The 23,939-nt window shown below is 54.1% G+C and carries 19 protein-coding genes and 5 pseudogenes; 9 read left to right on the top strand and 15 right to left on the bottom strand.

The genetic code is table 11. From position 1 onward, the window contains the following. Window positions 1–160: 160 nt before the first annotated feature. Window positions 161–1,090 (top strand): LysR family transcriptional regulator, encoded by a 930-nt coding sequence (locus tag ACA054_RS15620; RefSeq protein ID WP_497690184.1) that lies wholly within the window; start codon window positions 161–163, stop codon window positions 1,088–1,090. Between the two features lie 711 nt (window positions 1,091–1,801). Here ACA054_RS15620 and ACA054_RS15615 read toward each other — a convergent pair. The 5 genes and pseudogenes from ACA054_RS15615 to ACA054_RS15595 all read right to left on the bottom strand — a co-directional run bounded on the left by ACA054_RS15615 (window position 1,802) and on the right by ACA054_RS15595 (window position 5,009). After that, window positions 1,802–1,930: a transposase gene (locus ACA054_RS15615; protein WP_497690183.1), complete on the bottom strand. Its 129-nt coding sequence runs from the start codon at window positions 1,928–1,930 to the stop codon at window positions 1,802–1,804. A 99-nt stretch (window positions 1,931–2,029) separates the two neighbouring features. After that, a pseudogene (locus ACA054_RS15610) lies at window positions 2,030–2,188 on the bottom strand (helix-turn-helix transcriptional regulator); the annotation flags it as partial. A gap of 284 nt (window positions 2,189–2,472) precedes the next feature. After that, entirely contained in the window at window positions 2,473–2,655 is a 183-nt protein-coding gene (locus ACA054_RS15605; protein ID WP_497690182.1) for a DUF1289 domain-containing protein, read from the bottom strand. A gap of 315 nt (window positions 2,656–2,970) precedes the next feature. Further along, window positions 2,971–4,341: a heavy metal sensor histidine kinase gene (locus tag ACA054_RS15600; protein ID WP_497690310.1), complete on the bottom strand. Its 1,371-nt coding sequence runs from the start codon at window positions 4,339–4,341 to the stop codon at window positions 2,971–2,973. Next, window positions 4,338–5,009, bottom strand: a complete 672-nt coding sequence (locus tag ACA054_RS15595; RefSeq protein ID WP_497690181.1) for a heavy metal response regulator transcription factor — start codon at window positions 5,007–5,009, stop codon at window positions 4,338–4,340. The genes ACA054_RS15600 and ACA054_RS15595 overlap by 4 nt, the downstream gene beginning before the upstream one ends. A gap of 146 nt (window positions 5,010–5,155) precedes the next feature. Between ACA054_RS15595 and ACA054_RS15590 the strand changes: the two genes are divergently transcribed. The 5 genes and pseudogenes from ACA054_RS15590 to ACA054_RS15570 all read left to right on the top strand — a co-directional run bounded on the left by ACA054_RS15590 (window position 5,156) and on the right by ACA054_RS15570 (window position 9,022). Then, a complete protein-coding gene (locus tag ACA054_RS15590) occupies window positions 5,156–5,659 on the top strand; it encodes a GlcG/HbpS family heme-binding protein (protein ID WP_497690180.1) in 504 nt (167 codons plus the stop codon). Window positions 5,660–5,669: 10 nt separating this feature from the next. Next, window positions 5,670–6,080, top strand: a complete 411-nt coding sequence (gene uraH, locus ACA054_RS15585; RefSeq protein ID WP_497690179.1) for a hydroxyisourate hydrolase — start codon at window positions 5,670–5,672, stop codon at window positions 6,078–6,080. A gap of 765 nt (window positions 6,081–6,845) precedes the next feature. Beyond that, window positions 6,846–7,619, top strand: a pseudogene (locus ACA054_RS15580) (PAS domain-containing protein); the annotation flags it as partial. Window positions 7,620–7,652: 33 nt separating this feature from the next. Next, window positions 7,653–8,162, top strand: a complete 510-nt coding sequence (locus ACA054_RS15575; RefSeq protein WP_497690309.1) for a methyl-accepting chemotaxis protein — start codon at window positions 7,653–7,655, stop codon at window positions 8,160–8,162. A gap of 71 nt (window positions 8,163–8,233) precedes the next feature. After that, on the top strand, window positions 8,234–9,022 hold the full coding sequence (locus ACA054_RS15570) for an EAL domain-containing protein (protein ID WP_497690178.1): 789 nt from the start codon (window positions 8,234–8,236) through the stop codon (window positions 9,020–9,022). A gap of 1,595 nt (window positions 9,023–10,617) precedes the next feature. Here ACA054_RS15570 and ACA054_RS15565 read toward each other — a convergent pair. The 6 genes and pseudogenes from ACA054_RS15565 to ACA054_RS15540 form a co-directional block, all read right to left on the bottom strand. Then, window positions 10,618–11,412, bottom strand: a complete 795-nt coding sequence (locus ACA054_RS15565; RefSeq protein ID WP_497690177.1) for an HAD-IIB family hydrolase — start codon at window positions 11,410–11,412, stop codon at window positions 10,618–10,620. Between the two features lie 53 nt (window positions 11,413–11,465). Then, the gene (locus ACA054_RS15560) at window positions 11,466–12,839 is read right to left on the bottom strand and encodes an LLM class flavin-dependent oxidoreductase (RefSeq protein ID WP_497690176.1); all 1,374 of its coding nucleotides are present in this window, start codon (window positions 12,837–12,839) and stop codon (window positions 11,466–11,468) included. Window positions 12,840–12,875: 36 nt separating this feature from the next. Then, window positions 12,876–13,721, bottom strand: a complete 846-nt coding sequence (locus tag ACA054_RS15555; protein WP_497690175.1) for an amino acid ABC transporter permease — start codon at window positions 13,719–13,721, stop codon at window positions 12,876–12,878. After that, a complete protein-coding gene (locus tag ACA054_RS15550) occupies window positions 13,718–14,530 on the bottom strand; it encodes an ABC transporter substrate-binding protein (protein ID WP_497690308.1) in 813 nt (270 codons plus the stop codon). Before ACA054_RS15550 ends, ACA054_RS15555 begins: the two co-directional genes overlap by 4 nt. 701 nt (window positions 14,531–15,231) lie before the next feature. Next, window positions 15,232–15,666: pseudogene (locus ACA054_RS15545) on the bottom strand (transposase); the annotation flags it as partial. 73 nt (window positions 15,667–15,739) lie between these two features. Then, window positions 15,740–15,967 (bottom strand): annotated as a pseudogene (locus ACA054_RS15540) (hypothetical protein); the annotation flags it as partial. A gap of 1,227 nt (window positions 15,968–17,194) precedes the next feature. Between ACA054_RS15540 and ACA054_RS15535 the strand changes: the two are divergent. The 3 genes and pseudogenes from ACA054_RS15535 to ACA054_RS15525 all read left to right on the top strand — a co-directional run bounded on the left by ACA054_RS15535 (window position 17,195) and on the right by ACA054_RS15525 (window position 20,025). Next, window positions 17,195–18,139 (top strand): annotated as a pseudogene (locus tag ACA054_RS15535) (chromate resistance protein ChrB domain-containing protein). Continuing rightward, window positions 18,132–19,490, top strand: a complete 1,359-nt coding sequence (gene chrA, locus ACA054_RS15530) for a chromate efflux transporter (RefSeq protein ID WP_497690174.1) — start codon at window positions 18,132–18,134, stop codon at window positions 19,488–19,490. Before ACA054_RS15535 ends, chrA begins: the two are co-directional and overlap by 8 nt. 82 nt (window positions 19,491–19,572) lie before the next feature. Beyond that, entirely contained in the window at window positions 19,573–20,025 is a 453-nt protein-coding gene (locus ACA054_RS15525; RefSeq protein ID WP_497690173.1) for a chromate resistance protein ChrB domain-containing protein, read from the top strand. Window positions 20,026–20,139: 114 nt separating this feature from the next. On the opposite strand, the gene ACA054_RS15520 is transcribed toward ACA054_RS15525, so the two are convergent. The 4 genes from ACA054_RS15520 to ACA054_RS15505 form a co-directional block, all read right to left on the bottom strand. Beyond that, entirely contained in the window at window positions 20,140–21,276 is a 1,137-nt protein-coding gene (locus tag ACA054_RS15520; protein WP_497690172.1) for a nickel/cobalt efflux protein RcnA, read from the bottom strand. A gap of 7 nt (window positions 21,277–21,283) precedes the next feature. Continuing rightward, a complete protein-coding gene (locus ACA054_RS15515) occupies window positions 21,284–21,583 on the bottom strand; it encodes a metal-sensing transcriptional repressor (protein ID WP_283188559.1) in 300 nt (99 codons plus the stop codon). A gap of 191 nt (window positions 21,584–21,774) precedes the next feature. Continuing rightward, on the bottom strand, window positions 21,775–23,163 hold the full coding sequence (locus ACA054_RS15510) for a heavy metal sensor histidine kinase (RefSeq protein ID WP_497690171.1): 1,389 nt from the start codon (window positions 23,161–23,163) through the stop codon (window positions 21,775–21,777). Beyond that, window positions 23,160–23,843 carry a heavy metal response regulator transcription factor gene (locus ACA054_RS15505; protein ID WP_101209373.1) on the bottom strand — a complete coding sequence of 228 codons (684 nt, stop codon included), beginning with the start codon at window positions 23,841–23,843 and terminating at the stop codon, window positions 23,160–23,162. Before ACA054_RS15505 ends, ACA054_RS15510 begins: the two co-directional genes overlap by 4 nt. Window positions 23,844–23,939 lie beyond the last annotated feature (96 nt).

The raw sequence follows: 23,939 nt of genomic DNA, 5'->3' as shown, positions 1-23,939 counted from the left end.
AAAGCTAACAACGACGTTCGCCGTAAGTGCCGAGCTCGCACCCTCTTCACGCAGGGGCTGGGATTGCAGCTATTGTTGCTGACTAACGGGATTTTGATTAGCTAATGAATGCTTAATGCGGATATAAGAAAGCCTAATCAATCGCCCGAGTGCTATCGCGATGGCTAAACAAAACTTCAACGATCTTCTGGCCTTTGTGACCGTGGCTCGCGTGGGCAGCTTTACCCGCGCGGCGGTGCAACTGGGGGTGACCCAATCGGCAGTTAGCCAGGTGGTTTCGGCCCTGGAGGCACGTCTAAAAATTCGCCTGCTTACCCGCACCACGCGCAGCGTTTCTCTGACCACAGCGGGTGAGCGGCTGCTGGAAGCGGTGGGCCATCGCTTCGATGAAATCGAGGCCGAAGTGGAAGCCTTGACCGAGCTGCGCGACAAGCCGGCCGGCACGGTGCGGATCACCTGCGGTGACAACATCATCAAGACCACGCTGCTACCCAAGCTCACGCCACTGCTGCAGATGTACCCGGATATCAAGCTGGAATTTGATATCAACTATGGCTTTCGCGATATCGTCGCCGACCGCTTCGATGCCGGCGTGCGCTTCAGCGACACGGTGGCCCAAGACATGATTGCCGTGCCCATCGGCCCGGCTATACGAATGGCGGTCGTGGCAGCGCCAAGCTATTTCGCCCAAAACCCCGTCCCTGAACACCCTCGCGACCTGGCAGCACATCGCTGCATCGACATACGTTTCCCGACTTATGACGGCATGGACGCGTGGGAATTCGAGCGCCAGGGCAAGAAGCTGAAAGTGCGGGTAGCTGGCCAATTGGTATTCAACTCCACGACCCATATTGCCGATGCAGCGGCCAGCGGGCTGGGCATCGCTTACCTGCCCGAGGACGAGTTTGCCTTACAACTGGCTCAAGGCCGTCTGGTTCGGGTTCTCGAAGACTGGTGTGAGCCTTTCGGCGGATTTCACCTTTACTACCCCAGCCGCCGGCAACCTTCCCAGGCATTTTCGCTGGTCGTTGATGCATTACGGGTGGATCGCTTGCCACCAGATAACAGCCTGACTGCCACGCAAGTGTGACCGCGACGATTCGGGCGAGCACCGGAGAAACGCCTAGCGTTTGCAAGGTCACATACAGATTGCCGTTCTCGCCGAACTCGGCGGTTAGTTAACCCGCTTGAGGTGCTGAAAGCTCAGTGCTTCTAAGGGGTATCAGCAAAGCTTCGAGGGCAGTGCGCAGGACTCCGACGCGAAGGGGTTCAAGATGAGGCTTTGACTCTGCAATGGAGGGAATGCACTGATGGTTTTTTCATCTGTAGCCGGGGCCATTGACCCGAAATAACAACGTCTGCATTTACGTCACACCACAGCTTAGCTTTGAGCAAGCGCAACCTATCCACTTACCGCACTAAAGGTCGACCAAGCACTGACGGACGTCGCGCTGGGCAGACGCATAATGATGCGAAGCTCCACCCAGTCTTTGCATGAGATCCGCGAAACGCTTGCCTAGAGACTATTAGAGGCTTTGCGGACAGCTTCTGTAGCTCATCACGGCGCGCATGTCCATGGGCTCGGTGGCGAGCCAGACGGAGTCGATGCGGATTATTGCGTTAGTCCGCGAACAAATCGGGCACAGCCATCAGGATCGGAGGCCGGCCATTTCACGGTCATCGTTCTTTGCCCGCATGACAACTCGATGCTGACGGACTTCTCGCTCTGAATGTTTGGTTCCAGCTTCACCGGCAAAAAAGCGGGCAAGTCAGTGAGCTTTTGATCGCGGTAAAGCGGCAATCATTTGCGCACGACGTTAGCGTTGATGCCGTGATTCATCGCGACACTGGCAACAGAGGCGCCCGGTTGGAGGCATTCTTGGACGACTTGGTTTTTGAAGAGCTTTGGATAAGAGGTTCGTTGGCGCATGGTGATCCGCTTGTGGGGCTAACAATGGTGTCCACTTAAATAGGTGGACACCATCGCCTTAAGCGATGGCGTCAGGAAGGCGTGTTTGCCGGACGCTTACTCACGAATAAACTCCAAAGCCAGTTGGCCTGGCTGCCCTACTCCGACCAATGCATCATCGCAGCCTTCTTCCTCCAAGCGTTCCACAAGCGCGTCTATGTTGCTCTCGTCAGATGTCAGCCGGGCCCTTCGTGCCTTCTGAATACTCAATGTGCGCATTTATTAATAAGAGACCAGTAAAAAATTGGTACTAGCTTCATTCACTCGTACGACGCCCTACCGACCGAAGGCACTCTCCTCCTACCGTAGTGAATCACCGATTCAACACTGGTATTCTCGCCGCCACGTTCGCCAATCATTAAGGGATGAAGGCGAAAATAGAAGCCCCGAAGTCGCGAACCTTCGGGGCTTTGCTTTTTTGCATCACTGTCACCGTTATTTGTCACCGCGAATCACAACGCGTAACTCGCAGTATCAGCTCGCCTAACCATAATCAAAGAGGTTTAAGCGTTCTTTTTTTGCAGGCTTTTCAGACGCAGAATCGCACGCTGCACGGCGGCCATCTTTTCTGGGCGCTTCATGCGCTTCCATTTTTTGATGTCGTCCCTGGTTCGACCACAGCTCAGGCACAGTTCGCTGTTCAGTTGGCAAACAGAAATACAGGGATTTTCGATATCCTTGGCCATGCTTCAACTCCCCGCAAAGCGTTTGCGCGCTAGGCGCTGCTGCCAGTCACCAGCGTTCACCCGCCGACATTGCTCTTCACTATCGAAGTGCAGGTGAGCCATCACTTCGCTGATGTGAATACATCTCCCTAAAAATGGCGAAGTAGGCTTTCGGATTCATCCTCAGCACTGCCTCTACAGATTTCGCATGTGCCCGAAAAAAAACTTTTCGAGCCCCATTTGCATGCTTCTTATGTGGTCACCACTGCAACGAAATTCATTCTAGGGCACTTTGCCGGCATCCACTGTGTCAGGTGCAATTCCTTCGGTTCGAGTTCAGGCATTTTTAAGGGGAAACTCCAAGTGAAAGCTCGTACCTGCTTCAGTGCTATCAACGGTTACACAACCACCATGCAGTTGCATGATTGAGCGCACAATGGCCAATCCCAGACCACCAGAGTCGTCGGGCTGATTACGTGAAGGGTCGCACCGGTAAAAGCGCTCAAACAATCGCGGTAAATGTTCTGCTGCAATCGGCTCGCCGTGGTTGTGCACCGTAATTTCGAGTGTGTCCTGCGAAACCCTGCTGCTGATCGTCACTGCAGATTCGGGAATTGCGTAGCGCAATGCGTTGGCCAGCAAGTTTGCCAATGCTCGACGGATCAAGCCTGAATCACCCATCAACTGATCCTGGGTCTGGTTAAGCAGTTGCACATCTCGCTCCTGTGCCACTCCGTCGAAATACTCACAGAGTTGCTCAATCAGATCGTGCAGGTTGATTTGCTCGACTTTTACGCAAGCGTTTGGCTGTTCGGTGCGAGCCAGAAACAGCATGCTGTCGATCATTCGGGCCAGCCTTTCATACTCTTCCTGATTGGAAACCAGCAAGTTCTGATAGTCCTCGATCGAGCGACTGCGCCTCAGGGCTTGCTGGGTATGACCCATCAGGTTACCGAGCGGGGTTCGCATCTCATGGGCGAGGTCTTCCGAGAAGCGTGAAAGCTGGGCGAATCCGTCCTCAAGGCGTGCAAGCATCTGGTTAAGGGCACTACAGAGCAGTTTGAGTTCATTCAGTTCATTGAACTCATCCAGCCGCAGATGCAGATGCTGCACGTCAATTGCGGCAGCGCGCTTGGCAAGCAGGCGCACAGGGTGCAAGCCTCGTTGACTAACCCACCAGCCGAATACGAAAGCCAGCAGCGCACCGACGGACATGGCCAGCCATAGCTTGAGCCGGTAAACCCCCATCATCTGCTCGCGCTCTGCCAACAACTTGCCAGCGATCAGGGTCAAACCGCGATCACCCTGCATGACATCCTGCCAGGCAAGCCGCACTGGCTCGGAAGAGTGATCGTCAACGAGGCGAGCATGGGGTGCAGCCGGCAACTTTGGAAACGTCATCCCCACTGGGTTGATTTCGATCAACACCTTGCCAGTGTCATCGACGATCCATAGCAAATTGTCGCGATTGCCCAACATGTTTTCGTAGAGCTTGGGCCGACCTCGCAGTTGCTCGATGCTGTCGCTATCGCTGATCAATGCTTGCATTCGCTCCAGTCGCCCCAGCAGGGCCTGGTCATCGCGCCAGGCAATCTCTCGCTGCAACGATTGATAAAGATAAAAACCAATGGAGCCCAGTAACAATGCGCTGACCAATGCGAACATGATCGCCAGGCGCAGGCTCAGGGTGCGCGGAAACAGATTCAGGATTGCACCTCAAGCATGTAACCGATACCACGCACTGTGTGTATCAACTTAAGTGAGTATGGATCGTCAACCTTGGCCCGCAGTCGACGGATAGCGACATCCACCACATTGGTGTCACTGTCGAAGTTCATCTGCCAGATCTGGGAGGCAATCAGCGAGCGCGATAGCACCTCCCCTTCACGACTGAGCAGCAGATGCAGCAGGGCGAACTCCTTGTTGGTCAGGGTTAGACGCTCGCCGTTGCGCGTTACCCTGCGTCGCAACAAATCCAGGCTCAGATCACCAGCCACAAAATGCTCAACCTCGCGAGGCGGGCCACGGCGCAGCAAAGTGCGTACGCGTGCCAGTAACTCGGCATAGGAAAAGGGTTTCACCAGATAATCATCGGCCCCCAACTCCAGCCCTTTGACCCGATCATCAACCGAATCGCGTGCGGTGAGAAACAGTACTGGGGTCTGCCACTTATGCCGGATGATTTGCAGCAATTGCCAGCCATCCAATCGCGGCAGCATGACATCCAGAATGATCAGATCGAACTCACTCTCCTGTGCCAAATGCTGGCCATCCAGCCCATCAAGGGCGATCTCTACGACATAGCCCGATTCAGTCAGGGCTTTGCGCAGGTAATCCGCCATTTTCGTTTCATCTTCAACCACCAGGATACGCATTTTTTCCTCCAAGACTGGAGCACAGGCTAGCCCGCTTCGCTGATTTCTCACATTACATATTGGTAATCCGGAGGCAATCATTCTGACGGGGTGCGCTGGTCATGATGTCTGGCAATGACTCAGACAGACTCAATCAAGGAAACAGCATGCGTACAAGCCTATCGACTTCATTGCTGATCACACTCGCAATGAGCTCTGCATTCGCCGTTGCAGCCCCGGATCAAGTTGCGCAGCGCAAGGACGTGTCACTTGCAATGGCCAACGATTTGCTAAATGCCGCGCTGACAGCCTGTCACGCTGATGGCCGCACAGCCGTTGCAGCAGTTGTTGACCGTGGCGGCAATCTGGTTGCCGTGCAACGCGATGACAATGTCGGCCCGCACAACACGTTAGCCGCGCAACGCAAAGCCTATACCGCCCTCTCGACCAAGACTTCGACGCGTTTGTTAGCTGAACGTGCTCGCGCTAATCCGGATGCTGAAAACCTCAACACACTTGATGAGTTGTTGCTGCTGGGCGGAGGCGTGCCATTGAAATTCGATGGTCAGGTCATCGGCGCCATCGGAGTGGCCGGTGCAGGGGGCGCTGCAAACGATGAAGGTTGTGCAGAGGTCGCTATCAACAAAGTTTTACCTGCCGTTAAAAATTAAGGACATCACCATGACTGTTTTGAAAAGTTTCTTCGCTGGCGCTGTATTGAGTGCCCTTTCATTCCTTGCATCAGCGGCAGCAAATCCATTGAGCGTGCATGTACTCAACTTGCAGGATGGCCTGCCCTCCCCTGGAGTCAATGTCACGTTGGAAAAACAGGATGGGAAAAACTGGGACATGCTCAACAGCGCGGCAACCAATGAGCAAGGTCGTATCACCGGGCTGTATCCGGAAGGTCGGGAACTGGAGAAAGGTACCTACCGTGTCACCTTCAAAACCGGTGAGTGGTTCAAGGCGCACAAAACGTCCAGCTTCTTTCCGGAGGTACCCGTCATATTTGAGGTGGACGGTACAGTCCCGCACTACCACATCCCGTTGCTTCTCAGCCCCTACGGTTTCTCCACCTACCGAGGAAATTGATAGTTAAGCGATACCAAATGGATACCACCCGAAGGTGAAGACAGCCGCCCCAACTCGAAAGGGCGGCACTGTCGCTTAACTTTTCGGCATCAAAACCTTCTGCGATGACCACGCTCACTCCTTAGCCTGGTTCTCGTTACAGGGGATGATGCCGGTGACAGCACCTTTCTGATCCTTGACCATGGTTTGCGTGCCGCTCATCCCCCCCCGATTGGCCATGCTGAGACAAGGGCATACGGTCGATTTCACGGCGCAAAGAATAGCGACCATCCTCAGCCTATTCTTGGGCGTACTTGATACAAACCTATACAAAATACTGCCATACGCATAAGACTGATCAGAAGGCGGTGACGCTTTACTTTGACGATGAATGCCCGCTCTGCACTCTCTAAATCAATGTCCTGCGCAGAAGCGCCAAGCAGTCCCAACCGTTATTTGTCGGCGTCCGTTGTGATGAGCTTGAACCCGCGCCATGGTGCTAGCGCGCTGCAAACCTCAAGCATTTCGGCTACTAAAATGACTTGAGGCGCAATCTGTGCGCCCTTTTCAGTCGGTTATCGAGTGCTCTGCCGATTATGCGACAGCTGCGTAAACCGATGGTCAATTGCCGATGCTCAATCCCCTACCCGATCAATGCATGACCCGCGTTCAACATGCATCCCTCGTGTTCAACCACGAATTTTCTTGTACAATCACTATCGCGCTGTATAGGTTTTGCGTTAGCTTGATGAAAGTGCCAAGCAGTCCATATCCACTGAGGTACGTATGTTCAACTCGCAAATCAAAAAAGAACTGACCATCAGCCAGCAGCGCCTGACTGACTGCGAAGCCACCCTCGCAGCATTAGGTGGCTCCATGGCTCTGATTGAGTTCCAACCTGATGGCACGATTCTCGGCGCCAATAACCATTTCCTGAGACTAATGGGCTATCGCCTTGAGGAAATTCACTCCCGGCATCACCGCTTATTCTGTACGCCGACATACGCCAACAGCGCCGCTTATCAAGGTTTTTGGTCACGCCTGAGTAGTGGTGAGTTCATAAACGACCGCTTCCTGCGCCTGGACAAACAGGGACGTGAGATCTGGCTGGAGGCCAGTTATAACCCTGTTCGCGACACCTCCGGACGGGTGATCAAGGTCGTCAAAATTGCAACTGATGTCACTGCCCGGGTGTTGAAGGAACAAGAGCAGGAGAGCCAAATCAAAGCGATTAACCGTTCCATGGCAACCATTGAGTTCAACCGGCAGGGAGAAGTCATCAGCGCCAACGAAAACTTCCTTGCAGTGATGGGTTACCGCCTCGATGAGATTGTTGGCAAGCACCATCGTCTGTTCTGTGAGCGTAGCGAAAGTGAATCCAACGAGTATCGCCAGTTCTGGGAGCGCCTGAATCACGGCGAATTTTTCTCTGGTAACTTCAAACGCCTCAACAACCAAGGACACACCGTCTGGTTACGTGCGACTTACAATCCGGTGTTCGACGCCAACGGCAGCCTTTACAAAGTCGTTAAGTTTGCGAGCGATATCACTGCTCAGGTGCTCCAGCAGGAAGCTGAGTCACGAGCCGCACGCATGGCCTATGAGACTTCACTGAAAACCGACGATACAGCACACGAAGGTGCCCGAGTGGTGCAGGAGACAGTGGATGTCATGCAAAGCCTGGCTGGCGAATTGAATCACGCAGCCGAAGGTATCAATGCTGTCAGTCAGCAGTCGGAAGTAATCAGCAGCATAGTGCAGACCATCCGTGGCATCGCCGAACAAACGAATCTTCTAGCGCTAAACGCAGCCATCGAAGCGGCTCGTGCCGGAGAGCAGGGTCGAGGTTTTGCGGTGGTCGCTGACGAAGTGCGCAATCTGGCTTCGCGCACAAGCCAAGCCACCATCAAGATTGTCGAGGTGGTGCAGCACAATCGTAAATTGGCCAAGGGGGCAGTGACCAGGATGGAGGCGAGTAAAGGCAAGGCAGAACAAGGAGTCAAATTAGCCGGTGAGGCTGGTCAAGTGATCCTGGATATTCAGGATAGCGCTCGCCAAGTCGTACAGGCGATCAGCAATTTCTCGTCGACATTAGCACGATGATTCAGCCTTTTAGCATGCACAAAATCTTGGCTTGATCGACACATTGGTGGTTATTGAAGAGTAGGGATTGAATGAACGGAAAAACACGACCAGTCCCTCCGTGTAGTGCCTGCAGGGAGGGTAAAGAACTGGATTTTGAGTTCAGTATGGCGTTCCAGCCAATCGTCGATCTGCGCGACAACAGTATTTATGCCTACGAGGCTTTGGTACGTGGTTGCGATGGCAGTGGAGCCGCAGCCATTCTTGGAAAGGTGAACGAACAGAACCGTTATGCCTTTGACCAAGCCTGCCGGGTCAAGGCTGTTGAGCTTGCTTCACGCTTGCAAATCCCCTGCTTTGTCAGCATCAACTTCTTACCCAATGCGGTATATCAAGCCGCCACGTGCATTCGTGCGACGCTTGAAGCCGCACGCAGATTTGGGTTCCCCACCGAAAGGCTGATTTTTGAGATCACCGAAAACGAAGAACTGGTGGACAAAGCACATCTAAAAAGCATCATTCAAGAATATCGCCTTAAAGGCTTCAAGACAGCGATAGATGATTTCGGTGCTGGGTACTCGGGGCTCAATTTGCTGGCAGAGTTTCAACCCGACATCATCAAACTGGACATGGCCCTGGTACGTTGCATCTGCACTGACCCGGTGCGACAGGCAATCGTTCAGGGCATTCTCGGTGTGTGCAAAGCGCTCAATATTGAAGTGATTGCAGAGGGCGTGGAGACCAATGCTGAATTACAGCAGTTACTAGCCCTCGGCATTAACTTCTTTCAAGGCTATCTGTTCGCAAAGCCCGAGTATGAAACGCTGCCAAAGGTGAATTGGCCAACCCCAACCATTGGCCATAGGATGTCCTCATCTTGAATAACTAGGCGACGCGCCGGTAAAAAGCGAGGCCTTAATTTGATTTCAATGGATAGGCACCGAAAGCAGAGCGATAATCACACCTACGTAAAATACACCTGAAAATTCTTCAACCATCACAAGCGAACGGGTTTGAGGCAAAGCTGTTCATAGCGCCACCAATGCGTGGCTTGGGCTAACCAGTTTAAAAGTGCTGGACGCGAGTCACGCGAGCTTGATGGCTCCGCCCTGGATGTCGTCCCGCGCCATTCGCAAGTCATAGGCGTCCTGGTTGAGCCGATGAATCACGTTGAGCAATCGTCGGCGAAACAACTCATTTGGAGCTACTCCGCAGCACGCATCTCATAAAACGCCGCAACCTCATTGTGGGTGGCGACGCAGTTGAGCAGTTTGCGCATGCGTCTTGATGGCCGATTCATCTCCACCCTCCCAGGTTTCAGTGACGCGATCATATGGCTGGAGTGCTTCGTCAGTGTTTAAGTTGCACGAGCAGATTTTGAATCACCAACTCGGGCTGGTTTGAGGCTAGCTGAAGGGCGCCCATGAGAGGTCAATTACGCTTGTCGCGCCGATCAGTGATGTAGTTAAAACGCTACCATTAAGCCGGGCCTTGCCCGATTAAGCGATTACAACAACGTAAGGGTCTATGGCTGAGTGGAGTGCGTGACGAAACTCAAACGAGCACTACGCTCTCCAGTTGATCGATCATACCGATGACAGCTTTCGTTCCCACTCTCGTCCTTATCATATCCAGTGGACGCTTCTACGGGCGAGCGATGACTCGAGCGGAGAATGATTTGAACTCAACCTCACCTCTCACAGCCCGCGAAGTCCGCGATGGACGTCGCGCTCGGTAAACACATCATGATGCGAATCTCCATCCAGTAATGTCAGGAGATCTATCACGGCCTCATGCACGTGGAGACTGATGGCTGGTCACTCACCCTCTTGAATGACTGGACAACCTGGACTATTTCGAGCACTGCAGGTCGCCTGATGGCCGAACCGGGACACCTGAACTCTGACAGCGCAAAGGATCTTATCCTGTCGACCTATTGAGTGTCTGGGAGCCAGAGCGGCGGAGCCCTTTAATTTACCCTACTCTCCAAGCTGTACGAACACACCTGCATAATTATCTATAGTCGTAGTGAAATATAAAAAATGGCTGGTAGAGCAGGTTGAGTACATGCGTGAAAAAATCTTTCCCTCTCCAGTAGAGCTCAATCTTGCACCCGATTGGCCAGGAACTGTGCCTAGCCTTCCTCAGCTAGAGGATCAGCCTGAAGGCAACTTCCAAAATGAAATTCGTCAACCCAGCCCCATTTTTCGTGCCGAGAAGTAACTTTCTACCTCTCACAATATTTTCACATGCTTTGGCGTACGGTAGATCTAGCTCCTTTTGTGATTCCCCGCCCGCCCTCCCCATCGCGGGCTTTTTTTCGTCAACAAGAAACAACAGACCGCTTGGCATCACGGTTGACACGTTACAGATCAAGCATAGCCGGCCCTCGGTGGCCCGAAGTAGCGACCTCCCCATTTACGTCAAACGTCAGCATAGTTATCGATAAGCAGCCATTCCATCCGCTGCCGTTTTACTATCTCTTCAAGTAATGCTGACTGGCTAAGATTGCCTCTACTGCCTCGATAAACCCCGCACCTCCGGGCCCGGCGCTAATCCATGCCGGTGCTTTCGGTAACTGATGCAGGCAGTCTCGAATGGTGCTGACACCCAAGGTATGCCGAAAAAATTCAAACATTGGGGCGTCATTGAGAGAGTCACCGCTGTAGAAGACCTTATTTAACGATTGTTCTGCGCCGAGTCCGTATACCTGGTGCAGGACGCGTTGCGCCATAGCCAGTTTGTCGTAGCCCCCAAACCAGCCCAGCGCCCATAGGTTGTTGAAGGTATGTTCCGCGCCGGCTTTACTCAAGGCATCGCTTAGAGCCTGGCGACGAGCCTCCTCTCTGGGTAGTTCAAAAGCCACGCTGGTTTGCCGAAAATCCTGGTCTGCGGCCAGAAGGGCCCAAGGCAGGTGATCTTGGATAAACTCAATGAGCTGCTTCCGTTTTTGTCGCGCGACTGCGGCTTGATCGACTTCATGCCAGTATTCCCGCACAAGCTTGTGCGGATCGGTACCGCGTCTAAAAAACAGTCCTCCGTTTTCTCCGATTACGCCATCCACCGGCCACATTCGCGCCATTTGATCACACCATCCGGCAGGCGCGGCAGTCACGGGAATTACTTTAATGCCGCTAAATTGTAGGCGCTCCAACGCGTCGTAGGTAGCAGCTGCCAAGCGTCCATGGTGAGTCAGCGTCTCATCCATATCAGTCAGAACGAATTCTATGGAGGTGAATGCGTTCGGAGCGTGATCAATCAATGGGTGCATTGGATTTCCATACATATAGGCCGCAGGGGGCGAGCCGCCCCCCTCTGGAGGGCTCAGTCGAAACGGAATGAAGCGCCATAAGCTGACGCTGGCAAATGGCTCGAACCATCATCCCGTAACCGCGAACGAAAGGTGCCACTTTGCGGTCGGGTGCGGTATAGGCCACGTTTTTGCAGCTCTGGGATGACCAGCTCGACGAAGTCTTCAAGACTGCCAGGGCTGATCAGCGGATTGAGCATGTAGCCGCTGGTGCCAGAAATGCGTGCGTGTTCCCCAATGCGTTCGGCCACCTGTTGAGGGGTACCCACAAGGATAAGGTCGCTCCCTCGGGTTACATTGGCAAAGCGCTGTTTCACGTCACCGGCGGTCAAGGGTTTGCCACTGCCATCAGGACGCATCACGTAGGAGGTCATGCCTTCAGTGTGGGTCGAAAGCGCGTCACTGTCGGCATAACGGCTGATATCGATACCGGTGTCGCCCGCGTAACTCACCAGTTGCGCCTGCAAGTGATAGTTGCTTTGCAGTTCGTCATATTTACGCTGAGCTTCGATCTCGGTCTTGGCCGTGACGATACGCAGCACCGTCAGAGACTTCACATCCTCAGGTTGACGGCCACGTGCCTGGGCTTGGGCCCAGATTTCTTCCAGCCCCTGACGAATTTCAAGTGGGTTCGATTTGGCGATGAAGATCAGTTCAGCGTGCTTGGCCGCGAACTCACGGCCACGCCCAGACCAGCCGGCCTGGATCAGTAAAGGTGTACGCTGGGGCGATGGCGAGGTCAGGTGCGGCCCGGCCACTCGGTAGTGTTCGCCAGCGTGGTTGATTGGCCGCACACGATCACCCCGCGCGTAGAGCTGGCGAGCCTTGTCCGCGACCACGGCGTCGTCGGCCCAACTGCCTTCCCAGAGTTTGTAGACCACATCGAGAAACTCTTCAGCGCGCTCGTAGCGATCATCGTGCTTGATCATCTGCTCCAGGCCGAAGTTGCGGGCGGCGCTGGACAGGTATGAGGTGACGATGTTCCAGCCGACCCGGCCATTGGTGAGGTGATCCAACGTACTGAAGCGCCGGGCATGGGTAAAAGGATGTTCGTAGCTGGTAGTCACGGTGACGCCAAAGGCCAGGTTTTCTGTCACTGCCGCCAATGCCGGGATGATCATCAGTGGGTCATTGGCCGGTGCTTCCACAGCCCATTTCATCGCTGCATCGGCGTTGCCACCAAACACGTCGTAGAAACCCAGTACATCACCAAAAAACAGCATGTCGAGGTGAGCCTGATCGGCAATCCGCGCCAAGTTCGACCAGTAACCCAGAGAATTAATGGCCAGCCGCTCGTCAGCCGGGTGCGTCCACAGACTTGGCGCACCGCCACAGCCCACACTAGCTTGCTCATAGAGCGCAAACAACAGAGGTTTTGGATCGGACATCGTAGCTCCTGTAAAAAAGTCATTAAACGGGGCGGGTCACCGCTGATTCTTGAAACCTTTACCGTAGTGGCGCTCAAGACGGTGCTGTATCAACTCGAGTCCAATGGACAGCAACCAATAGATGACGGCTGCGGTGGTGAGCATTTCGATATAGCGATAGGAAGACCGCCCATAGGACTGCGCCAGGAACATCACCTCCCAGACACCCATCACCGAAATCAGCGATGAATCCTTGAGCATTGAAATGAACTGACTGGTTGTCGGGGGAATGATCGTGCGCATGGCTTGCGGCAGAACGATGTGCAGAAACGTTGCTGTGGGCCTAAGTCCCAGAGCCATCGCTGCTTCGCGCTGCCCGGGTGCTACGGCGAGGATGCCCGCGCGAAAAATCTCGCTGAGATAGGCACCGTAATTGAGTGAGAGGGCAATGATGCCAGCGCTGATTGCACCTGGAACGACACCCAACTGCGGCAAGCCCAAGTAGATCAGCAGGATCTGGATCAGCAGCGGAGTACCACGAAAAAAAGATGCGTAGAAACTCGCGATACCGAACGCCACTGCGCTACGTGACAGGCGTGCAAGCGCTGTTACGAAGCCAAGAAGCAGTGAAAGCCAGATCGAACAGAAGCACAGAAACAACGTCAGCGCGGCGCCTTGCAGGAAACCGTTTGGCCCCAAATGCAGGCCGACCAGATTTGGCCACTTCTCCAGAATGATCGAGAACTTCAGATCAAAGCTCATGAAAAACATGACGCACAATCCGAACAGCCCGGCCCACGTCAGATACAAGCGAGAGCGAAAGCCAAAGAGCTGGCTCAATCGACGCGACTCGGTGTTGGGTGCGACAGTCGCCTTGGATGGGTGTGGATTGAGGGCTGTCATTGGCTGATATCGGCGCCGATCCACTTCTGGGAGATTTTACTCAGCGTACCGTCAGTCTTGAGTTGCGTAATGATCTCAGTGACTTTGGCATTCCATTGCGGATCGCCCTTTTCAATCGCCACTACGTTCGGTTCGGCATACAGCGTGTCGCCGGCAATTTTGAAGCGAGGATCCTGGGCAATACGCTCTCGGGCGGTGATGAGGTTGGTAACCATGGCATCAAGACGCACGCCAGTACCCAGTGCCAGATCCTGAAAGGCCACCGTTTCGTTGTCGTAAGGCGCGACTTGGACATTATCGAATGGATAACTCAAAGGCTTGTCCTCGGCGCCCTCGATCACAAGATCCTTGTTCAAGTAGGCTTCGTAAGTAGACGCACTGATCACGCCGACTTTTTTGCCGGACAAGTCTTTGCCCGCAGTGATGTCTTTGTCCTTGGCATTCACCACGATGACCGCTGGTGACTGGTAATACTCGACCGGAAAATCGAACACTTTAGCGCGGGCCTTGCTCGGGGTCATCGAGCAGACGCAGATGTCATACCGCCCACTCCAGCGGCCAGCAGCGATCACATCCCAGGACGGTGTTTCCAACTTGAGTTTTACCCCAAGCCGTTGCGCAACAGCCTTGGCGACATCCACGTCAAACCCGTCCAACTGGTTCTGTTCATTCAGAAAAGAGAACGGCGGATAGTTTTCCATCAGGACGCCGGTCAGCTCCCCTTTTTTCGTCACCCGATCCAGAGTAGGGCCAGCAAAAGCCGTTGAGCAGGTAGCCAGTAACGCCAAGCCATAAGGTAGAAGCGCCATAGTTTTCAAAAGTAAACACTCCAATTAATTCAAAAAATCTTAATAGATTAAAACGCACTATAAAATACGTTTGTACTTGTTTTATGGAATAAAAGGCTAGCTTCAGGCTATATCGAATCAATGGCCGGAACGTTGGCTAAAGGGGTCGCGGTAGGGACGGCAGTTACCTGCCGCCCCCCAAACAGATCCGTACGTGCGGAACTACCGCATACGGCTCCTGCCTTGGGTACGTGACGCGAAGCGATCCTCAGGGTAAGGATGTGCATTTCTAGGTCTAGGTATATAGAGGTCGGAAAGGCGTCCGTAGCGTGGCCACCGGAGCCGGTAACGCTGGCTGCGTCGTTTGAGAGCTTGCAGCCATAGACGGCATACCGCCAACCGAAAACCGCCGATACGTATCAGATTTCCCGGTACTGCGTGGTAATTGGAGTACCCATTGACCACTCGCTTAAGCCACTGACACACGACCCGAACTGGCTCATGACGTCGGCGTTTCAGCTCATCCTGAATGACCAGCAGCGTCGCACGCATCCGCTTCTTGACCGTCAGCCGCAGTATTTGAAAGCCACCGCTTCTGTTGGTACTACAACAGTGTGTGAAGCTCTGGAAGACAAAAGTCTCCGGTTTACCCAAGCCTCGCTTCTTACGATTTCTCGCAGCAAAACGACCAAACTCGATCAGTCGTGTCTTCGAAGCGTTGAGCGATAAAGGGGCAGATGGTCAGCAAACTTGGCGATCATGACGTGGGCCAGCAAACCAGCGGTCGGGATGCCCTTGTCGATGACCTGCGCCGGAACCGGCGCCTGGATCAGCGTTTCGCAGTCATCACAGACCCATTTGTCCCGGACATGACACTCGAGGCTTAACACGCCGGGCGTATATTCCAGCTTCTCGCTGACGTCCTCACCGATGCGTTTGAGTGCGCAGCAACATGGGCAGTGAGTGTTGCCCGGTTCGTGATGGATCAACGTGCGTGGAAACTCTGCCGGCAACGTAGTGCGTTTAGGCTTTTGCTTTTTCTCGGTCGGTGTCGGAGCGGTTTGCATGGCTTGAAGCTCAGCTTCAATCGCTGCGATATCGGTATCGATCAGATCATCGAGCAAGCTGGCCTGCTGCGGATTCAACTGCTCGTTGCGCATGGAAGCCCTAATGCTCGGCACTGCGCAATGAAAGGCGCCCTCAGTCAGGCTGGAGCGAAAGCTGCCATGCCTCGACCAAGCGTGCGTTAGGTACGGCGCGGCGCACGTCTTCTATGGCGCCCTCAATTGCGTCATGTGCAGAAGATGCTTCGCGGACAAACTCCAACGCAAGGCGACCTGGTTGTCCGACCCCGACCAACGCATCATCACAGCCTTCTTCAGCCAAGCGTTCCACAAGCGCGTCCATATCGTTGTCGTCAGACGGCAATTGGTACTTCAGGGTGAAAGTACACTCCATCGCTATTTCTCCGCCTCAGCAAGTTCTTGATTGGTGTTTATTTTGACGGGATACGACTAGCAGTTGCTCATAAGGTTGGGACGGTTTGATCGATGACGGCACCGCACTACCGTCGCTACTCAGTGCCTTAATCGTGAAAACTTCGAAGTCATTCAAGCTGGCTCAGCCGGGCCCTCCGGCCCGAAGCAGCGACTTTAAACAAAATGCATCGACACGCCACCTACTGCTGAGCCGGCCTCCCTGCAAAAACGAGCGCATTACACTGTCATGAATTGTCTCAGCTTAAGCCCGTCCCGTTCTTGAAATCGTCTCGTTTTGCCGGTACTTGTAGGTCACGAATGTCATGCAGGGAAAGCAACCATGCAAGCAAGATTCAGAGTGATTGAGACCACTACACTGGACGATGGCAGCAAGCGATACAGAGTTGTTGATCTCGTAGAAGGCGGCTCAGCTAGCAAGCACGGAGTGTTCAAAATCAGGACAGAGGCAGAGGCTGTTTGTTCGCTCCTGAATGCCGAGCATCCGCGTCAAAGTGGTGTAGGTCGTACGTCCCTGAGCATTTGATCAACTCGTTTTGGAACGCCAAGCACCGGCTGCCTTTGTGAGAGTGAGAAGTGCCTATCGCGCAGTCATGGAATCTCGTTCCGAAAGTACGATTTGACGGCGCTCCATGTTCAGTCGCTGACACTCAACCTCCGCTTCTTCTCGGGTCTGATAGGTAGTCGTCAGACGTAGTTTTTCTTCGTTGTCATAGATGTTGAAGCCTATAGGTGAGGTCTGGCAGTGGAAGCGCGATCCATTACGCATTGATCCCGTTTCCGTAGGGTTTGCAGGGACAACTACAAATCTCGAAATCATCTTCACGCCCTCTCCAAGAACTCACTAACCTTTAGCGGCTATAAGCCACCATAGCAAGCGACCGTCGTCAGTTTCCGATGAGAAGCACGAGGGGCCTCCAGACGGTTGGCTGCATCGTAAAAAGCATGTGTGATGTGCTCTGTAACAGGCATCTAAAGGATAAAAGCAGCCTTTCAGCGCTAACGTCTAAAGCGCATGAGAGATGCTTTTCTGACACTGTTCGCATCGCACAGCACCTATTGACCCTGTTCGCGCGCTCCCCCAATCCACGGTTGTTCTCGCCAAATCCTCAATTCTGAAGAGCGGCTTCCCAAACGCCAAAATAAATAGCAATGTAATAATACCTACACAATAAATATCTATCTCTACATGAATAATTGGCTGACTCTGATTCTCGGATTACCCACCGCCTACGCCACCGAACGTATGCGAGCCTAGCGCGCCTTGAAAGCTTCAGGTGCTGCGGTTCTGCGCGATGGCGCCTATCTGCTGCCTGATACCGGTGTTTGTCGTGAAGCGTTGGCGTCTGTCGAACGCGACATCCTGGCCATCAATGGCACCGCTTTTATCCTGCCCGTCGTCGATCCTAACGGTGAGCGCTTTATCGAGCTGTTCGACCGTAGCGATGACTACAGCAAGCTTCGTGCAGAGATCGAAGAATGCCGTGGGAAGCTGAACGCTGAAAATGCGCTGGCGACGACCAAACAGATTCGCAAGCTGCGCAAAGCCTACGATCAGTTGACCAACATCGATTACTTTCCAGGTAAGCCGAAGCAGCAGATTGATTCGGCTTTGCTAGAGCTAGAGACGGCTGTCAGCAGAGCCTTGTCTGCGGATGAACCGCATAGCTGCGACCAGCCAATCACGGCCCTCAGTCTTAACGACTACCAGGGACGAGTCTGGGCAACCCGTAAGCGCCCTTGGGTTGACCGTCTGGCATCTGCCTGGCTGATTCGACGTTTTATTGACCCGCAAGCTCAGATTCTCTGGCTAAACACGCCACAGGACTGTCCGGTAGATGCGCTAGGTTTTGACTTCGATGATGCGACCTTCAGTCATGTCGGCAACCGCGTGACCTTCGAATCCCTGCAAGCGAGCTTTGAACTTCAAGAACCCGGGCTGGGCCGCATCGCTGCACTGGTGCACTACCTCGATATCGGTGGCATTCAGCCAGCGGAGGCTGCTGGCATCGAGCGGGTGCTGGCAGGACTGAGCGAAACCATTACCCATGACGACCATCTGTTGGCAGCTGCAAGTGCCATCTTCGATGGCCTGCTCGCCGGTTTTGTGAAAGAGGAACAACCCAATGAGTAAGGTTTTGGCATCAGTGGTTGATGAGGATCTGTCGAGGCCTGAACCGATCAGTTTGCGTGAGGCATTCTGGTTCTGGCTGAAGCTCGGACTCATCAGTTTCGGCGGGCCAGCGGGGCAGATCTCATTCATGCACCAGGAGCTGGTGGAACGGCGGCGCTGGATTTCCGAGCGCCGATTTCTGCATGCCCTCAATTACTGCATGTTACTGCCTGGGCCTGAAGCTCAGCAGTTAGCTACCTACATCGGCTGGCTAATGCATCGAACCTGGGGCGGCGTCATTGCTGGTGCACTATTTGTGCTGCCCTCGCTGTTCATTTTGATCGCCTTGTCGTGGATGTATATCGCCTTCGGCGAAGTGCCCGTGGTGGCCGGGCTCTTCTATGGAATCAAACCCGCCGTGACCGCCATCGTAGTGCAGGCGGCACACAGGATCGGCACTCGTGCGTTGAAGAATAATTGGCTGTGGGCAATAGCGGCGGCATCATTTACCGCGATCTTTGCGTTCAATGTTCCTTTCCCGCTGATCGTCCTGGGGGCCACGATAATCGGGTATGTCGGAGGGCGTCTGGCGCCCGAGATGTTTCGAGCCGGGGGCCATAGCGCCGCCAAAAAGTCTTTCGGCCCAGCCTTGATCGATGATGACACTCCATCCCCGGATCATGCCCGGTTCAGCTGGTTGAAACGGGCGTCACTAACACTGATCGGCGCGGCGTTATGGGCATTTCCGATGGGGATTTTGACCGTCCTCTTTGGTTGGGAGGGCACCCTGACTCAAATGAGCTGGTTCTTTACCAAGGCCGCGTTGCTGACCTTTGGCGGAGCCTACGCTGTGCTCCCGTATGTCTATCAAGGCGCGGTTGGTCACTATGGCTGGCTAACTCCGACACAGATGATCGACGGACTGGCTCTAGGGGAAACCACACCAGGGCCGCTGATCATGGTAGTGGCCTTCGTCGGCTTTGTCGGGGCCTATGTCTCGCAGGTGTTCGGTGACGATCAAATGTTTCTGGCTGGGGCTGTCGCCGCCTCCCTGGTGACCTGGTTCACCTTCCTGCCCTCGTTCCTGTTCATCCTCGCGGGTGGCCCGCTGGTGGAGTCGACCCACAACGAACTCAAGCTCACTGCACCGCTAACTGCCATTACAGCGGCAGTGGTTGGAGTGATCCTAAATCTAGCGTGTTTCTTCGGCTATCACGTGCTTTGGCCGAAGGGCTTCAGCGGCAACCTCGATTGGCCCTCAGCCCTGATCGCCATTGCGGCGGCAATTGCCTTGTTCCGCTTCAAGCGGGGCGTTATTCAGGTGCTGATGGCCTGCGCACTCGTCGGCTTGGCAGTGCATCTGTTGCGGTAAAAGCACGATTTGGATAACAGTCTTTGGCGGGCGCTGGGCTCGCCAGATCACCCAGCCTACCGAGCTAGGCAGGAGGTGTTCCATGAGGTGGATTACCCGTGAACGACCGAAGATCGACCGCATCGCTTGCCCGTGGCTGATCACTCGCTTTATCGATCCCCAGCCCGAGTTTTTATACGTGCCCAGCGCCGATGTGCTGAGGATTGCAGCAGAGAAAGACGCAGCACCTTACGACATTCCCAGTATTGAACTGACTCTCGAGGGTGAGTTGTGCAGCTTTGACGCGTTTCTAAAGAAGTACCAACTCAATGAGCCAGCTTTGCAGCACCTGGCCAAGATAGTCCGTGGGGCTGATACCTCTCGCATTGATCTGACTCCGCAATCGGCTGGGTTGTACGCCATCTCACTGGGACTGTCGCAGCGCTTTGCAGACGACCATGAAATGCTTACTCATGGCCTGATCATGTACGACGCACTCTATGCTTGGTGCAAAGAATGCCAAGGTGAATCGCATAACTGGCCTCCACAAATGTAAGGAAGCCTGCTTTCACTGAAGCCCAGCCTAGAACTGGGCTTTGCCGTTTGGTGCAGTGGTAGTAATTCGTTTAGTGGTGGCGCTGGCAACCTCTATCTAGCACTCTGCGCCTCGTTATGCGGTCAGTCCCATCCAGCCATGGAAGCCCACGTAGAGACCAACACCGATGATCAGCACGCTGGACAGGTATGGCGCACGACGAGCAACGGTGCCAAGCCATGGCCAGCGGTTAGATGCCTGCTTAGCGCCAATGGCCGCAGCAGCACCCACACTCACCAAGGTGATCGCCAGTCCAATGCTGAAACACAGGACGAGCATGCCTCCCAGCGCGACTTCTTTAACCTGAAGGCAGAGCAGCAGGACAGTGATGGCGGCAGGGCAAGGAATCAGACCGCCCGTCATACCGAACATGACGATCTGGCCCGTGGTGACCTCGCGGTTGGTGAAGCGTTTACGGATATCGTTGGCATGCGCACGTTCGTGTGCATCCTGATAGCCGTCAATCGACAACTCAAGACCTTCCAGTTCGGAATGCGCATGCCCGTGATCATGCTCCTGGAACGCCAGATCGTAATCATGGGAGTGCCCCGCATGACCAAGACTCAAGCGAGCACTGAACTCGTGCGGCTCAGGGATATCAACTGCCGATTCCAAGAAGCCTTCGCGCTCGACGAAAGAGAACGATTGAGTGCTGCCGTCTGGACGGGTAGTCCTTAGGCGAACATCTGCGGCAGCCCAAGCGTGTCCGGTCAATGTCTTCAGGCGCCAATGCGGTGGCATGACTTTTTCGAAGATCGACAGTTCAACACGGCCATGGCCGGTATCGATTCGGTGGGCTTCATCATGATAGCCATGGTCATGCTCACCGTGGGGGTGATCATCACCTTGCTCGAACTTGAACATCTGCTTACCACGCCAAGTACGCCACAGCATCCAGAGCGCAATCACGATGATCAGTGCGGATGACGCGAGCTGGAAGTACGGCTCAGTGGTTTGCGCGTCCAGGCCTTTGCCCAGGTACATGCCACCGACGGCGACTAACCAGACCACAGCGGTGTGCGACAGCGTCGCGGCCAGTCCCAACAAAACAGCTTGTTTGACCGAGCCACGGATGGCCACGATAAAGGCCGCCATCATGGTTTTTGAATGGCCCGGTTCTAGGCCATGCAAGGCACCGAGCAAAATAGCGCTCGGGAAATACAGCCAGGCGTGAGCCCCGCCTTGTTGCAGCAGTTCAGCGAAATTGGGCATTTCAGACCTAGAGGTACTTGGTGATTTGTTTGAACGCTTCCAGCGGTGCGCGCTCGCCATTACCTAACGCCGAAACGGTGTCCTCAAGGCAGTGATCGATGTGATCCTGAATGAGCGTGCGCTTCGCCTGGCAGACCGCTTTTTCGACAGCGTGCAACTGCTGAGCAATGTCCACGCATTCACGACCCTCTTCGATCATGGTGATGATGCCGCGTAAATGGCCATCCGCCCGCTTGAGACGCTTGATGATCGCGTCGTGACTTTGGTGGGTGTGGGGATGGCTATGTTCGTGTTTTTGCTCACTCATGGCTTGAGCCTCTGGCCTCAATGAATTACGCCGGCATCCTATCCCCCCTAGGGGGATGGGTCAAACGTATCAACACCCTATAAGACGATTTGAAACCCGAACGCCATGTTCAGCAGAACACTCACAATGACGGTGGTACTCGCGCTTGTTCTCGCCATGTTTGTGGACTGGGCCGGGCGATCTCTTTGCTTTCACTCGTGGTCAGCAGGCCACGCGGGTAGGCAGATCATAAAGGTCGTATAACCTTCTCTGGAGACACATCCTACGGTGCCGTCATGGGCGTCAACCAGCGATTTGACGATTGCCAGCCCTAACCCCGCATGGTTTGTAGCGCCATCTCTCCGTGCGGGATCGACTCGGTAAAAACGGTCAAACAGCCGGGGCAGATGCTCTACCGCTATCTCCTCGCCGGGGTTTTCCACTGACAAGCTGATCATGTCGCCAAGGGGCTCGATTTTCACGGAGATCGTACAGTCAGGCGGGGTATACCTGAGCGCATTGGACAGCAAATTCGAGATCATCCTATCCAGCATCGTCCCATCACCATTCACCGCGCCGTGCCCGACCACCTGTAGCTTTACCCCTGTGTCGTCTGCTAGGAGCTGGTAATACTCGAACAATTTCTCGACGACCGAACTCAATTCGATTTTCTCTTTGGCAGGTAGAATCAGACCGTTGTCTGACTTTGCTAAGAAAAGCATGCCGTCAATAATGCTGGAGAGTCGGTTCAGATCTTCCAGGTTGGAATAAAGATTCTCTTCATAATCCTCTGGTGCACGTTTTTTTGTGAGGATGACTTCGGTATGTGTGCGCAGATTGCTGATAGGAGTACGTAGCTCGTGCGCGATATCGGCTGAAAAGTTAGACAACCGAGCAAATGATTCTTCAAGGCGAGCCAGCATAGCGTTGAACGAAGTGACGAGGAGCTCTAGCTCGCGAGGCACAGAGTCCATGGGAATCCGCTCTTTCAGCGATCCGGCTGACATTGAGGCCGCGACTTGCGTCACTTGTGCGACCGGCTTCAGCCCGCTGCGCGCCACCAGCCACCCTAAACCTGCGCTGATCAAGGCGCTAATCGCCAGCCCGATCACCAACCACCAGCGCAGAGTTTCAACGAAATGCATATGGCTTGTGACGTCTAGACTCAGCCACGCGGTCAGCGGCTCAGCTTCATTCACCAAATGAACTTGGGCTTTCATGCCTCGGTACATATGGCCTCCAGCTGTCCACTCCCACATATCTTTCCCAAGCACATCAGAGGAGAAAGGAGGAAGTCCAACTGCATTTGGAGTCGCAAAGATCGTTTTCCCTCCATTCGTGATAATTGAAGCCGAGAGTTCCTGGTGAGCACCAAGGAGTGCTTGTAGCTGCAACACAACTTCTGAAGGGTCTGCGGAGCCAGCTTCGCCATCCATTATTTGCCGAATGGATTCGAGCTTTTCCGTCATCGATTGACGGTCGAGGGCCTTGAAGTGATGTTGGCTGAATCCGTCAAAAGTAAAGCCTGCAACTACCAGCACGGCGACCACGGCACAGACAAACATCATGCTTAAACGGAGGGTAAGAGATGCACGCTTCATTCTGTATCCGGAGCATCTAGCATGTAGCCCATTCCCCTCGCGGTCTGAATCATCTTGGTGTCGAAATCGTCATCGATTTTGGCCCGGAGCCGACGAATCGCAACTTCGATCACGTTGGTATCACTGTCGAAATTCATGTCCCAAACCTGCGATGCGATCAGTGATTTCGGCAAGACTTCTCCCCGACGGCGCATCAGCAGCTCTAGCAGCGAAAATTCCTTGGCAGTAAGGTCAATACGTCGACCTGACCGCGAAGCCCGTCGCTTCAGAAGATCGACCTCTAGATCGCCGATCTTGATTGATGTCTGGTTGGGTACGGCGGCACCACGGCGAAGCAAGCTTCTGACGCGAGCAAGCAACTCGGAAAATGCGAAGGGTTTGACTAGATAATCGTCCGCACCTAACTCCAAGCCTTTGACCCGGTCATCAACTCCGTCCCTGGCCGTCAGAAACAGCACAGGGACTAAACTTCCGCCTGCGCGGACATTTCGGATGACTTCCCAGCCATCAATGCCCGGCATCATTACGTCCAGAATTAAGAGATCGTAGGTCTCGCTCAGCGCCTGGTGCAACGCCTCTGTTCCTGTCACAACCCGGTCGACACTGAAGCCAGCTTCCAAGAGGCCTTGCTGTAGGTACATTCCGATTTTGGGTTCGTCTTCTGCAACCAAGAGTTTCATGCTTGGGCTCCGGTTTTGCGGTGTTCTAGTGTGCTACCAATCTGACGACTGTGCGGAAGCTTACGCAAATGTAATTGCCCCAACAGCAAACAGAAA

It is taken from the genome of Pseudomonas sp. LBUM1653, assembly GCF_059716115.1.
Note: the sequence above shows the minus strand (reverse complement) of the source record. Positions and strands in the feature narration are given on the sequence as shown.